This window comes from Metapseudomonas cellulosilytica, from assembly GCF_049334135.1.
Lineage (GTDB): Bacteria > Pseudomonadota > Gammaproteobacteria > Pseudomonadales > Pseudomonadaceae > Metapseudomonas.
Genome location: NZ_JBHZGN010000009.1, coordinates 125,886 through 138,587 on the forward strand (window position 1 = coordinate 125,886; position 12,702 = coordinate 138,587).

Annotated in this window: 8 protein-coding genes and 9 tRNA genes; 4 read left to right on the forward strand and 13 right to left on the reverse strand. The window is 62.7% G+C overall.

Annotated features, from left to right (window positions below):
• Window positions 1–105 precede the first annotated feature (105 nt).
• The 10 genes from ACFW0H_RS13645 to ACFW0H_RS13690 form a co-directional block, all read right to left on the reverse strand.
• Window positions 106–181: transfer RNA gene (locus ACFW0H_RS13645), tRNA-Glu, on the reverse strand.
• A 63-nt stretch (window positions 182–244) separates the two neighbouring features.
• A tRNA-Ala gene (locus ACFW0H_RS13650) sits at window positions 245–320 on the reverse strand.
• A gap of 43 nt (window positions 321–363) precedes the next feature.
• Window positions 364–439: transfer RNA gene (locus ACFW0H_RS13655), tRNA-Glu, on the reverse strand.
• 62 nt (window positions 440–501) lie between these two features.
• Window positions 502–577 (reverse strand) — tRNA-Ala (locus ACFW0H_RS13660).
• A 43-nt stretch (window positions 578–620) separates the two neighbouring features.
• A tRNA-Glu gene (locus tag ACFW0H_RS13665) sits at window positions 621–696 on the reverse strand.
• 64 nt (window positions 697–760) lie between these two features.
• Window positions 761–836, reverse strand: a tRNA-Ala gene (locus ACFW0H_RS13670).
• A 43-nt stretch (window positions 837–879) separates the two neighbouring features.
• Window positions 880–955, reverse strand: a tRNA-Glu gene (locus ACFW0H_RS13675).
• A 39-nt stretch (window positions 956–994) separates the two neighbouring features.
• Window positions 995–1,070 (reverse strand) — tRNA-Ala (locus ACFW0H_RS13680).
• Between the two features lie 140 nt (window positions 1,071–1,210).
• On the reverse strand, window positions 1,211–2,692 hold the full coding sequence (gltX, locus tag ACFW0H_RS13685; RefSeq protein WP_422914434.1) for a glutamate--tRNA ligase: 1,482 nt from the start codon (window positions 2,690–2,692) through the stop codon (window positions 1,211–1,213).
• 26 nt (window positions 2,693–2,718) lie between these two features.
• A complete protein-coding gene (locus tag ACFW0H_RS13690) occupies window positions 2,719–3,639 on the reverse strand; it encodes a LysR family transcriptional regulator (RefSeq protein WP_422914435.1) in 921 nt (306 codons plus the stop codon).
• Between the two features lie 108 nt (window positions 3,640–3,747).
• Here ACFW0H_RS13690 and ACFW0H_RS13695 point away from each other — a divergent pair, with 108 nt between their 5' ends.
• Window positions 3,748–4,794: an HlyD family secretion protein gene (locus ACFW0H_RS13695; RefSeq protein ID WP_422914436.1), complete on the forward strand. Its 1,047-nt coding sequence runs from the start codon at window positions 3,748–3,750 to the stop codon at window positions 4,792–4,794.
• The gene (locus ACFW0H_RS13700; protein ID WP_459077299.1) at window positions 4,784–6,343 is read left to right on the forward strand and encodes an MDR family MFS transporter; all 1,560 of its coding nucleotides are present in this window, start codon (window positions 4,784–4,786) and stop codon (window positions 6,341–6,343) included. The genes ACFW0H_RS13695 and ACFW0H_RS13700 overlap by 11 nt, the downstream gene beginning before the upstream one ends.
• 78 nt (window positions 6,344–6,421) lie before the next feature.
• Here the strand turns inward: ACFW0H_RS13700 and uvrB are convergent, their stop codons facing one another.
• Window positions 6,422–8,437: an excinuclease ABC subunit UvrB gene (gene uvrB / locus ACFW0H_RS13705; protein ID WP_422914437.1), complete on the reverse strand. Its 2,016-nt coding sequence runs from the start codon at window positions 8,435–8,437 to the stop codon at window positions 6,422–6,424.
• A 183-nt stretch (window positions 8,438–8,620) separates the two neighbouring features.
• On the opposite strand from uvrB, the gene ACFW0H_RS13710 reads away from it, so the two are divergent.
• Window positions 8,621–9,811 (forward strand): amino acid aminotransferase, encoded by a 1,191-nt coding sequence (locus tag ACFW0H_RS13710; RefSeq protein ID WP_422914438.1) that lies wholly within the window; start codon window positions 8,621–8,623, stop codon window positions 9,809–9,811.
• 69 nt (window positions 9,812–9,880) lie between these two features.
• Window positions 9,881–9,956, forward strand: a tRNA-Asn gene (locus ACFW0H_RS13715).
• 289 nt (window positions 9,957–10,245) lie between these two features.
• Here the strand turns inward: ACFW0H_RS13715 and ACFW0H_RS13720 are convergent.
• Together ACFW0H_RS13720 and ACFW0H_RS13725 are read right to left on the reverse strand one after the other, a co-directional pair.
• Window positions 10,246–10,569 carry a ComEA family DNA-binding protein gene (locus ACFW0H_RS13720; protein WP_422914514.1) on the reverse strand — a complete coding sequence of 108 codons (324 nt, stop codon included), beginning with the start codon at window positions 10,567–10,569 and terminating at the stop codon, window positions 10,246–10,248.
• A gap of 62 nt (window positions 10,570–10,631) precedes the next feature.
• Window positions 10,632–12,635, reverse strand: a complete 2,004-nt coding sequence (locus ACFW0H_RS13725) for a polysaccharide biosynthesis protein (protein ID WP_422914439.1) — start codon at window positions 12,633–12,635, stop codon at window positions 10,632–10,634.
• Window positions 12,636–12,702: the final 67 nt, after the last annotated feature.

The window sequence follows — 12,702 nt, forward strand, 5'->3', positions numbered from 1 at the left end:
CTGCGCCACTTGTCGGCGTCGATTTTTCGAGGAAAGGAAAAAACAAAAGGGCCATTCCAAGCTGGAATGACCCTTGAAAAGCCCGCAGTGCGGGAAACTTGAAAGTGGCGTCCCCTAGGGGACTCGAACCCCTGTTACCGCCGTGAAAGGGCGGTGTCCTAGGCCACTAGACGAAGGGGACAGAACCTTCGAACAGCAAGGCCAGCACCGGGCTGACCCTGAGTGATGCACACGGCATCAAATTTGGTGGAGCTAGACGGGATCGAACCGTCGACCTCTTGCATGCCATGCAAGCGCTCTCCCAGCTGAGCTATAGCCCCGAATTGCTTCGGCTGCACCGGCCAGGCCGATGCTGCTGGAAAGTGGCGTCCCCTAGGGGACTCGAACCCCTGTTACCGCCGTGAAAGGGCGGTGTCCTAGGCCACTAGACGAAGGGGACAGAACCTTCTAAAAACAGGACCGGCATCGAGCCGACCCTTGCGATGCGTGGCGCATCGTATTTGGTGGAGCTAGACGGGATCGAACCGTCGACCTCTTGCATGCCATGCAAGCGCTCTCCCAGCTGAGCTATAGCCCCGAATCACTTCGGCTGCACCGGCCAGGCCGATGCTGTTGGAAAGTGGCGTCCCCTAGGGGACTCGAACCCCTGTTACCGCCGTGAAAGGGCGGTGTCCTAGGCCACTAGACGAAGGGGACAGAACCTTCGAACAGCAGGGCCAGCACTCTGGCTGGCCCTGTTTGATGCACACGGCATCGTATTTGGTGGAGCTAGACGGGATCGAACCGTCGACCTCTTGCATGCCATGCAAGCGCTCTCCCAGCTGAGCTATAGCCCCGAATCACTTCGGCTGCACCGGCCAGGCCGATGCTGCTGGAATTTGGCGTCCCCTAGGGGACTCGAACCCCTGTTACCGCCGTGAAAGGGCGGTGTCCTAGGCCACTAGACGAAGGGGACGAAACCTTCATGCCTTTTCGCGACCCACTCTGGAAGGAGTGGTGGAGCTAGACGGGATCGAACCGTCGACCTCTTGCATGCCATGCAAGCGCTCTCCCAGCTGAGCTATAGCCCCGTCGCGAGGACGGGGCGCATATTAGGGGCGCCCCCTCCCGCTGTCAACAATATTTTTACAACAACACGAACTTTTTTATCTGGAAGAACAAACACTTACCCGGCTGGCGCGAGCCTCTCCCCGCGCCGGCCACAAGACCATCAGGCAATGGCGGCGAGCAGCTTCTCCCATTCCTTGGTTTCCTTCTTCGACACGCCACCGAGCAGCTCGATGGCCTGGCGCAGACGGAAGCGACTGAGGTCGGCCCCGAGGATTTCCATGGCATCCAGCACGGAGACCGAACTGGCCTGGCCGGTGATGGCCGGGAACATCAGCGGCATCACGTCGCGCAGCTTGAGTTCCAGGGACTCGGCCACGGCCTGGATACAGCCGGTGATGCGGTCCTTCTCCCACTGGCGCAGGGATTCCAGCTTCCACAGGACCAGCTGCATGACCTGGCGCACCTGGTCCTGGCTCAGCTTCTTGTGCTCGAACAGCTTGGCATCCAGCGGCACGCTGCCGGAGAAGAAGAAGCCGGCCAGCGGCGCGATCTGACTGAAGGTCTCCACCCTGCCCTGCACATGCGGCGCAATGCGCATCAGATACTCGGGGTTGAGTGCCCACTTCTGCACCTCGGCGGCGAAGCGCTCCACCGGCAGCTCGCGGATCCACTGGCCGTTGAGCCAGGAGAGCTTCTCGAGGTCGAAGATAGGGCCGCCCAGGGAGATACGGGACAGGTCGAAGTGCTCGACCATCTCCGCCAGGGAGAACTTCTCGCGCTCGTCCGGCATGGACCAGCCCATGCGCCCCAGGTAGTTGAGCATCGCCTCGGGGAGGAACCCCATGCGCTCGTAGAAGGTGATCGAGGTGGGATTCTTGCGCTTGGACAGCTTGCTCTTGTCCGGATTGCGCAGCAGCGGCATGTAGCAGAGCTTGGGCTGCTCCCAGCCGAAGTATTCGTAGAGCTTGATCAGCTTGGGCGCCGAGGGCAGCCACTCTTCGCCGCGCAGCACATGGGTGATGCCCATCAGGTGGTCATCCACCACGTTGGCGAGGAAATAGGTGGGCAGGCCATCGGTCTTCATCAGGACCTGCATGTCCATACGATCCCACGGGATCTCGACGTCGCCACGGAGCATGTCCGGCACCACGCAGACGCCTTCGCTGGGCACCTTCATGCGCACCACGTGGGGCTCGCCGGCGGCGATGCGCTGGTCGGCCTCGTTCTTGGCAAGGTGCATGCAGTGGCCGTCGTAGCGCGGGGTTTCCTTGCGCTCGGTCTGCTCGGCACGCAGCTTGTCCAGGCGCTCGGCGGTGCAGAAGCAGGGGAAGGCATGCCCCTTGTCCACCAGCTCCTGGGAGTACTTCTTGTAGATCTCGCCGCGTTCGCTCTGGCGGTACGGGCCGTGGGGGCCACCGACATCCGGACCTTCATCCCACTCGATGCCGAGCCAGCGCAGGGCATCGAAGATCTGCTGCTCGGACTCGCGGGTGGAGCGCAGTTGATCGGTGTCTTCGATGCGCAGGATGAACTGACCGCCGTGCTGGCGCGCGAAACACAGGTTGAACAGGGCGATGTAGGCGGTGCCCACGTGTGGGTCGCCAGTGGGCGACGGCGCGATACGGGTACGGACGGTGGTCATGAGTTGCTCTCGAAACAGAGGGACGATCAAAGGCGCGATCTTATCAGGCTGGCCGCCGCGGGCTCCAGCAAGTGTCCTTCCTGGACCGGCAGGCTGCGCATCAGGAAGTCGAGGAAGGCCTTGACCTTCATGGCCTGGAAACGTCTCGACGGGTAGACCGCATAGATTTCCCCACTGGGCAGCCGGGCCTCCGGCAGCAGCTCGATCAGCTCGCCACGCCGCACGGCGGACTCGGTGACCAGCAGCGGCAGCGCGGCGATGCCGGCACCGGCCAGCACCGCCTCGCGGGCGAAGGTGATGTTGTTGCAGTAGAGCACGCGCTGGCAGGGCACGCTCTCACCCAGGACCATCCAGTAGCGCTGGGAGTCCTGGTGCAGCAGCACAGCGCGGTGACCAGCCAGCGCCTCCACCGTGCGCGGCGTGCCATGGGCCGCCAGGTAGGCGGGGCTGGCGCAGAGCCGGCGGCCGCTCTCGAACAGCTTGCGGGCGATCAGCGTGGAGTCCTGGGGCTGGCCGATCATGATGGCGATGTCCACGCCCTCTTCCAGCGGGTCGACATTGCGCGAGGTGATTTCCACTTCGGCGGTGATCTGCGGGTACTGGCGCATGAAATTGCCCAGCACCTTGCCCAGGAACAGTTGGCCGAACTCGATGGGTGCGGTGATCCGCAGCAGGCCCGATGGCTCCTGCTGCAGTTGCATCACCGCCTGCTCGGCCTCGGCGAAGTCCAGCATGATCTGCCGGCAGCGCTCGTAATAGGCCAGCCCCACTTCGGTCAGGCGCAACTTGCGTGTGGTGCGGTTGAGCAGGCGTACCCCCAGGCGCTCTTCCAGCAGGGCGATGCGCCGGCTGACGGTGGACTTCTGCATGCCCAGGCTCTGGGCCGCCTGGGTGAAGCTGTGGCATTCGACCACGCGGGTGAAGATCAGCGCATCATCCAGCCCCATTATTGTTCCCTATAAGCAACAAAGTTTCTGAATTCTACCGGCTATTTGCGAACACGGAACACTGCTAGATTCGCAACATTCTGCAAAGACTTCGAGCCACGTTTTGCCATGCCTACCAAACTGCAACGCCGCCTGTTCACGTTCATCGCCCTGGTGGCACTGGTCATCGCGGCGCTCTTCGCCCACTGGCTGCTGATCGGCCGCTTTGTCGAAAGCACCGACAACGCCTATGTCCAGGGCGAGATCACCCGCATCTCCAGCCAGCTCGGCGCGCGCATCGAAGAGGTGCTGGTCAATGACAACCAGCAGGTAAAGAAGGGGGATCTGCTGGTGCGCCTGGAGGCTGACGACTTCAAGCTGGCCCTGGAACGCGCCCGCGCCCAGCTCGCCACCCGCGAGGCCGAACTGACCCAGGCCCGGACCAAGCTGGCCCAGCAGTCCAGCCTGATCGCCGCCAGCCAGGCCGATGTGGCCGCCAGCCAGGCTACCCTGGGGCGCACCCAGATCGACCTGTCTCGTGCCCAGACCCTGCGCAAGCCAGGCTTCATCTCCGAAGAGCGGGTCACTACCCTCTCCGCCGACTCCCGCGTCGCCCGCTCCCAGGTGACCAAGGCCGAGGCCGATCTCAAGGCCCAGCGTCAGCAGGTGGACGCCCTGAATGCCGAGATCAAGCGCCTGGAGGCCCAGATCGCCAATGCCCGCGCCGAAGTCGCCCAGGCGGAGCTGAACCTCGGTCGCTCCGAGATCCGCTCCCCCGTGGATGGCCGTGTCGGACAGCGTGCCGCACGCAATGGCCAGTACGTACAGGTCGGTGCCCACCTGCTGTCCCTGGTACCGGATGCGGATATCTGGGTCCAGGCCAACTTCAAGGAGACCCAGATCGAGCGCATGTATCCCGGCCAGACCGCCGAGCTGGTGTTCGACAGCTTCCCCGACACCCCGATCGAAGGCCGCGTGGACAGCCTGTTCGCGGCTTCCGGCGCACAGTTCAGCCTGTTGCCCCCGGACAACGCCACCGGCAACTTCACCAAGGTGGTGCAGCGCATTCCGGTGAAGCTGACCCTCGCCGCCGATAATCCACTCAAGGGGCGGATTCGCCCGGGCATGTCCGTACTGGTCAAGGTGAGCCTGAAGGCCGAAAGCCATGGCGGCTGATGCCCTGATCCGTCCCAGCGGCGAGCCAACCCGCCGCGACTGGATCGCCGTGATGAGCGCCATGCTCGGCGCGTTCATGGCGGTGCTGGACATCCAGATCACCAATTCCTCGCTCAAGGACATCCAGGGCGCCCTTGCCGCAACCCTGGAAGAAGGCTCGTGGATCTCCACCTCCTACCTGGTGGCGGAAATCATCATGATTCCCCTCACCGCCTGGCTGGTGCAGTTGCTTTCGGCCCGGCGGCTGGCGGTCTGGGTGTCGGTTGGCTTCCTCATCTCCTCGCTGCTCTGTTCCCTCGCCTGGAGCCTGGAAAGCATGATCGTCTTCCGCGCCATGCAGGGCTTCACCGGCGGCGCGCTGATCCCCCTGGCCTTCACCCTGACCCTGATCAAGCTGCCGGAGCACCACCGCGCCAAGGGTATGGCGCTGTTCGCCATCACCGCCACCTTCGCGCCCTCCATCGGCCCGACGCTGGGCGGCTGGCTGACGGAAAACTTCGGCTGGGAGTACATCTTCTACATCAACGTGCCGCCAGGCCTGCTGATGATCGCCGGGCTGCTCTACGGCCTGGAGAAAAAGGCGCCGCATTGGGAGCTGCTCAAGCGCACCGACTACGCCGGCATCTTCACCATGGGGCTGGGGCTGGGCTGCCTGCAGGTGTTTCTCGAGGAGGGCCACCGCAAGGACTGGCTGGAATCGAACCTCATCGTCGGCCTCGGCGGCGTGGCACTGATCAGCCTGATTCTCTTCGTCATCCTCCAGGTGTCGCGGCCCAATCCGCTGATCAACCTGGGCATCCTGAAGAACCGCAACTTCGGCCTGTCGAGCATTTCCAGCGTTGGCCTGGGCATGGGCCTGTACGGCTCCATCTATGTGCTGCCGCTCTACCTGGCGCAGATCCAGGGCTACAACGCGCTGCAGATCGGCGAAGTGATCATGTGGATGGGTGTTCCCCAGCTGTTTCTGATTCCGCTGGTGCCGAAACTGATGAAGGTGATCCCGCCCAAGCTCCTCTGCGCGCTGGGCTTTGGCCTGTTCGGCTACGCCAGCTTCGCCTCCGGGGTGCTCAACCCGGATTTCGCCGGCCCGCAGTTCAACCAGATCCAGATCATCCGCGCGCTGGGCCAGCCCCTGGTGATGGTGACCGTGTCGCTGATCGCCACGGCTTACATCCAGCCCCAGGATGCCGGTTCGGCCTCCAGCCTGTTCAATATCCTGCGTAACCTGGGCGGCGCCATCGGCATCGCCCTGCTCGCCACCCTGCTGGACGCCCGCGCCAAGGTCTATTTCGACTACCTGCGTGAATCCCTGGTGCCCAGCAATCCGCAGGTCGCCGAGCGCCTCGCCCTGCTCACCGAGAAGCTCGGCAGCGAGCAGGCGGCCCTCGGCAAACTCGGTGAAATCGCCCATCAGCAGGCCAGCATCATGGCCTACAACGATGCCTTCCATTTCATCGGCATCGCCCTCGGCGTGAGCATGCTCGCCGTGCTGCTCACGCGCCCCCTGCCCTCCGGTGCAACTGGAAACGCTGGCGCCGCCGCCCACTGATCTCGCTGCGGGCGTGGCGCGGATCATCTTCGGCCGCCGCTGCGGGTAAAGAAAAAGGGCGCCGATCGGCGCCCTCTTTCAGAGCTGAAGCAAGCGCTCCCGCAACTTCTGGATTTCGTCGCGCAGTTGCGCTGCGGCTTCGAACTCCAGGTCCCGGGCCAGCTGGAACATCTTTTCTTCCATCTGGCGAATACGCTTGGTGATCTCACTCGGCGAACGCAGCTCGGCCTCGTAGCGGGCGCTCTCCTCCGCCGCCTTGGCCATGGCCTTGCGCTTGTTGCTGCGCGAGCCGGGCACGGTGGCACCTTCGAGGATGTCCTGGATGTCCTTCTTGACTCCTTTGGGCACGATGCCGTGGGCTTCGTTGAAGGCCATCTGCTTGTCACGGCGCCGCTCGGTCTCGCCAAGGGCCCGCTGCATGGAGCCCGTGACGTTGTCTGCGTAGAGGATCGCCTTGCCGTTGAGGTTGCGCGCAGCGCGGCCAATGGTCTGGATCAGCGAGCGCTCGGAGCGCAGAAAGCCCTCCTTGTCCGCATCGAGGATGGCCACCAGGGACACTTCCGGCATGTCCAGGCCTTCGCGCAGCAGGTTGATGCCCACCAGCACGTCGAACGCACCGGTGCGCAGGTCGCGGATGATCTCCACGCGCTCGACGGTATCGATGTCCGAGTGCAGGTAGCGCACCTTGACGTCGTGGTCAGCCAGATAATCGGTCAGGTCCTCGGCCATGCGCTTGGTCAGGGTGGTGACCAGCACCCGCTCCTCGACGGCGACGCGCTTGCGGATTTCCGAGAGCAGATCGTCCACCTGGGTGGTGGCCGGACGCACTTCCACTTCCGGGTCGACCAGTCCGGTGGGCCGCACCACCTGTTCGATCACCCGCCCGGCATGCTCACCCTCGTAGGGACCGGGCGTGGCCGACACAAAGATGGTCTGCGGGCTGATGGCCTCCCACTCGTCGAAGCGCAAGGGACGGTTATCCAGCGCCGAGGGCAGGCGGAAGCCGTATTCCACCAGGGTTTCCTTGCGTGAACGGTCGCCCTTGAACATGGCGCCGACCTGGGGAACCGTGACGTGGGATTCGTCGATCACCAGCAGCGAGTTGGCCGGCAGATAGTCGTAGAGCGTCGGTGGCGCCTCGCCCGCGGCGCGGCCGGAGAGGTAGCGGGAATAGTTCTCGATGCCGTTGCAGTAGCCCAGCTCGAGGATCATCTCCAGGTCGAAGCGGGTCCGTTGTTCCAGCCGCTGGGCTTCCACCAGCTTGTTGGCGGCCCGCAGCTGTTCCAGGCGTTCCTTCAGCTCCTCCTTGATCTGGTCCACCGCCTCCAGCAGAACCTCGCGGGGCGTCACATAGTGGCTCTTGGGATAGAAGGTGAAGCGCGGCAGCTTGCGGATGACCTCCCCGGTGAGCGGGTCGAAGGCCGCCAGGCTTTCCACTTCGTCGTCGAACAGCTCGACACGAATGGCTTCCAGGTCAGATTCCGCCGGGAAGATATCGATGACATCGCCGCGAACCCGAAAGGTGGCGCGCGCGAAATCCATGTCGTTGCGGGTGTACTGCAGCTCCGCCAGGCGTCGCAACAGGCTGCGCTGGTCAAGACGGTCTCCGCGGTCGATGTGCAACACCATCTTCAGGTAGGACGCCGGGTCGCCCAGGCCATAGATGGACGACACGGTGGCGACAATGATGGCATCCGGCCGCTCCAGCAGGGCCTTGGTTGCCGAGAGGCGCATCTGCTCGATGTGGTCGTTGATCGAGGCGTCCTTCTCGATATAGGTATCGGAGGACGGTACGTAGGCTTCCGGCTGGTAGTAGTCGTAGTACGACACGAAGTACTCGACCGAATTGTTCGGGAAGAAGGACCGGAACTCGCCGTAAAGCTGGGCCGCCAGGGTCTTGTTCGGTGCCAGAACCAGCGTAGGACGCTGAACCTGGGAAATCACGTTGGCAATGCTGAAGGTCTTCCCCGACCCCGTCACACCCAGCAAGGTCTGGTGCGAAAGGCCGGCCTCCAGCCCTTCCACCATCTGGCGAATGGCCTCCGGCTGGTCGCCGGCGGGCTTGAAGCGGGTGACAAGCTGGAACTCCGACATGCTGACCTCGACTTTGGATGTGACACCTGCGCAGTACGGGCGTCATACCTGGCGGAAAGCTTGCGCGCGATATCGCCGCAGGCTGTCTGGGCCGCTATAATACCGGCCCGATTGCGCAACCCCTAGCGCACATCGTTCGGGGTTGCATCCCATCCTCACCTTCCTCCTCCGAGCTGCCGCATCATGAGTCTGTTTTCTGCCGTCGAAATGGCTCCGCGCGACCCCATCCTGGGTCTCAACGAAGCGTTCAACGCCGACCCCCGCGCCACCAAGATCAACCTGGGCGTGGGCGTCTACTACAACGAGGAGGGCCGCATCCCGCTCCTGCGTGCTGTAGCTGAAGCGGAAAAGGCCCGCATCGAAGCCCATGCCCCGCGCGGCTACCTGCCGATCGAAGGCATCGCCGCCTACGACCAGGCCGTGCAGAAGCTGCTGTTCGGCGCCGACTCCGAACTGCTGGCACAGGGCCGCGTGGTCACTACCCAGGCCGTGGGCGGTACCGGCGCGCTGAAGACCGGCGCCGACTTCCTCAAGCGCCTGCTGCCCAACGCCGTCGTCGCCATCAGCGATCCGAGCTGGGAAAACCACCGCGCGCTGTTCGAGTCCGCCGGCTTCCCGGTGCAGAACTACCGCTACTACGACGCGGCCACCAATGGCGTGAACCGCACCGGCCTGCTGGAAGACCTCAAGGCCCTGCCCGCTCGCTCCATCGTGGTCCTCCACGCCTGCTGCCACAACCCCACCGGCGTGGACCTCGGCCTGGATGATTGGAAAGCCGTCCTGGAAGTGCTGCGCGAGCGCGAGCACGTGCCCTTCCTCGACATCGCCTACCAGGGCTTCGGCGAAGGCATCGACCAGGATGCCTTCGCGGTACGCCTGTTCGCCGAATCGGGTCTGCAGTTCTTCGTATCCAGCTCCTTCTCCAAGTCCTTCTCGCTCTACGGCGAGCGCGTTGGTGCCCTGTCCGTGGTGACCAGCTCGAAGGAAGAAGCCGGCCGCGTGCTGTCCCAGGTCAAGCGCGTGATCCGCACCAACTACTCCAACCCGCCGACCCATGGCGCCACCGTGGTCGCTTCGGTGCTCAACAGCCCCGAACTGCGCGCCATGTGGGAAGCGGAACTGGGCGAAATGCGCACCCGCATTCACGCCATGCGCCTGGCCATGGTCGAGCACCTCGCCGGCACCAAGCGTGACTTCAGTTTCGTGGCTCGCCAACGCGGCATGTTCTCCTACTCCGGCCTGACCGCCGAGCAGGTGGAACGCCTGAAGAACGAGTTCGGCATCTACGCGGTCAGCACCGGCCGTATCTGTGTAGCTGCACTGAACAACAGCAACCTGGAAACCATTACCCGCGCCATCGCCCAGGTTCTCTGAAAGGAATTTGGAGAAGTTCAAGCAGACGCTTGACTTCTCCTTTCTAATCAGTAAGATACGCGCATCCGATCCGCGATAGCTCAGTCGGTAGAGCAAATGACTGTTAATCATTGGGTCCCTGGTTCGAGTCCAGGTCGCGGAGCCAATTCGAAAGCCCTCGGCACATGCCGGGGGCTTTTTCTTTATGCGCTGGACTCTCACCAGGGACTTCGTCCCAGGTTATTCGGGCCTTCGGCCCTCACCCCTTCGGGGCCGCGCTGAAGCGCGTTCGGCTGGCGCCGTCGAATCCGGCACCCCGCGCAGGCTTAAGTCCTGGCCGTTAGCGCCAGAGCGATCTATGGCTGCCGCCAACAAACACCACCAAGCATCATCGACACTCCCACAAGCAATAAAAAAGCCGGCCATATCGGCCGGCTTTCGTACGCCTTGAAGCTTTACTCCACGCTGAGTTTCTCGCGATTCTTCTCAAGGGTCTTGGCACCAATGCCCTTGACCTCGAGGAGTTCGTCTACCGAGGAAAACGGACCATTCTCCTCTCGGTACTGGATGATTGCCTTGGCCTTGGTTTCGCCAATGCCGATCATCTGATCCTGCAAGGTAGCCGCATCGGCCGAGTTGATATTGATCTTGCCGGTCTGCTGCTCCGCACTGGCGACAGCAGTCGCTGCCTCCTTCTGCGCAGCAACCGCCACTTGGCCAAATCCAAGGAAGAGCGTACAGAGGGCAAGCAACAGCGAGGCAAAACGAACGCGCAACATCATGAACACTCCTTGTCATCAGTAAGGGGAAGGGCGGTACTTCCTTAACCGCCCTTCACAAACTAATGCCTGGAGCTGCAAGGCTCAATGCGGCGCTGTTGATGGATCCAGTCAACAATTTCCTCTTCTGGGGTGTATCCGTTGACGGTCTCGCGTAGGAGTTGGCGCACGCGATCATAGTCGTCACAGTCGACTGCAGCGAAAAGTTCGGCCAGCGTGCGCTTGAACACGTCCCAGGGCAGATGCTCTTCGTTGGCCCGCATGATCATCGGATGCTCGGTTGGGTTCACATTGTCACCGATCAGCAGCTCCTCATAGAGCTTCTCCCCCGGTCGCAAGCCAGTGAACTCAATGGCGATGTCACCATTGGGATTCTTCTCCGTGCGAACGGTCAGACCGGACAGGTGAACCATCTTCTCCGCAAGCTCGGCAATCTTCACCGGCTGCCCCATATCCAGCACGAACACGTCGCCCCCCTGCCCCATCGAACCCGCCTGGATTACCAACTGGGCAGCTTCAGGAATGGTCATGAAGTAGCGCGTGATATTGGGATGGGTCACGGTAACCGGGCCGCCACGCTTGATCTGTTCGCGGAACAGCGGGATCACCGAGCCGGAGGACCCCAGGACATTGCCGAAGCGGACCATGGTGAAACGGGTCTTGTTGACCCGGTGAATGGAAGCGTCCTCCCCTATCAGGACGGGCGCCGACTCCCGGCTCAAGGCCTGCAGCACCATTTCCGAGAGACGCTTGGTTCCCCCCATGACATTGGTCGGCCGAACGGCTTTGTCCGTCGAGATCAGCACAAAATTATCGACACCCGCCTTGATCGCCGCCTGCGCGGTGTAGAGCGTCCCCATGACGTTGTTGAGAACGCCTTCGGCAATATTGTGCTCGACGATAGGAACGTGTTTGTACGCTGCCGCGTGATAAACGGTGTCCACGCGCCAGGTCAGCATCACATCGTGCAGACGCGCCAGATTACGCACCGATCCAAGGATGGGGACGAGATGGATGCTATGTGACTCTCGGGAGATGCGACGCTCAAGCTCAATCTGAATGTTGTACAGGTTGAACTCGCTGTGCTCGAAGAGAATCAGGGTCCGCGGACCGCAGCTCAGGATCTGGCGACATAGCTCCGAACCGATGGACCCCCCGGCACCGGTCACCATGACCACCTGATCACGGATGCAACGCTCGAAAAGCTCCTTGCGGGGCGGCACCGCGTCACGGCCCAGCAGGTCGGCGATATCGACCTCCTGAATGTCATCCACCTTCACCCTGCCGCTGGCCAGGTCCATGAAGCCGGGGATACTGCGAACATGCAGTGGATAACGCTCAAGGTTGGCCAGTATGCTGCGCCGGCGCTCACGGGAGGCTGACGGTATCGCCAGGAGGACTTCCTGGGCGCCGGTCTGCTCGATCATCTGCTGGATATGCTTCGGCTTGAACACCTCCAGGCCCGCGATGGTCCGGGTCGCGATGCTGCTGTCGTCGTCGATGAACGCCACCGGACGCATGGCTCGCCCCATCCGCAGTGCCGCAACCAGTTGGTTACCCGCAGCGCCCGCGCCATAGACGGCAACACGGGGCAGTCCGTCCTGGACGTTGACGAACGGCATCTGCCGCGCGGCGGAAAACCAGTCACCCAGGAAATACTGGCGCATGACCAGGCGGAGCCCACCCACCATCACCAGGCTCAGCCACCAGTAATTGAAGACCAGCGAACGCGGAATCACCTCGGGCGCGCCACGGTACCAGTAGATCGCCAGCGCCAGAAGCAAAGCCGAGAGCGTCACAGCCTTGGCGATAGTGATCAGCGCGTCGTTGCCGAAGTAGCGCATTACCGCCCTGTACATGCCGAAGCGGATGAACAGAGGAATCGAAACCACTGGGGCGAGAATGAACAACCAGGCGTGCCCGGCCAGCGGATGCACAAGTTCATCGGTGCCCAGACGCACGACAAAAGCAAACCACAGTGCTCCCCAGACGAGCAGCACGTCTACCGTAACCTGCAACAGGCGCTTGTATCGACGAGGAAGCCGCAACAGCCATTCGCGCAACATAATTGAGGGTTCCTTTTCCCGTCTTGACCCAATCAGGCCGCATATTCAATCAGAATCGGCACTCGAT

Bases quoted from the DNA above. Each gene is read 5' to 3' on its own strand.
- gltX (WP_422914434.1), bottom strand. From the start codon at position 2,692: ATGACCACCGTCCGTACCCGTATCGCGCCGTCGCCCACTGGCGACCCA.
- ACFW0H_RS13690 (WP_422914435.1), bottom strand. From the start codon at position 3,639: ATGGGGCTGGATGATGCGCTGATCTTCACCCGCGTGGTCGAATGCCAC.
- ACFW0H_RS13695 (WP_422914436.1), top strand. From the start codon at position 3,748: ATGCCTACCAAACTGCAACGCCGCCTGTTCACGTTCATCGCCCTGGTG.
- ACFW0H_RS13700 (WP_459077299.1), top strand. From the start codon at position 4,784: ATGGCGGCTGATGCCCTGATCCGTCCCAGCGGCGAGCCAACCCGCCGC.
- uvrB (WP_422914437.1), bottom strand. From the start codon at position 8,437: ATGTCGGAGTTCCAGCTTGTCACCCGCTTCAAGCCCGCCGGCGACCAG.
- ACFW0H_RS13710 (WP_422914438.1), top strand. From the start codon at position 8,621: ATGAGTCTGTTTTCTGCCGTCGAAATGGCTCCGCGCGACCCCATCCTG.
- ACFW0H_RS13720 (WP_422914514.1), bottom strand. From the start codon at position 10,569: ATGTTGCGCGTTCGTTTTGCCTCGCTGTTGCTTGCCCTCTGTACGCTC.
- ACFW0H_RS13725 (WP_422914439.1), bottom strand. From the start codon at position 12,635: ATGTTGCGCGAATGGCTGTTGCGGCTTCCTCGTCGATACAAGCGCCTG.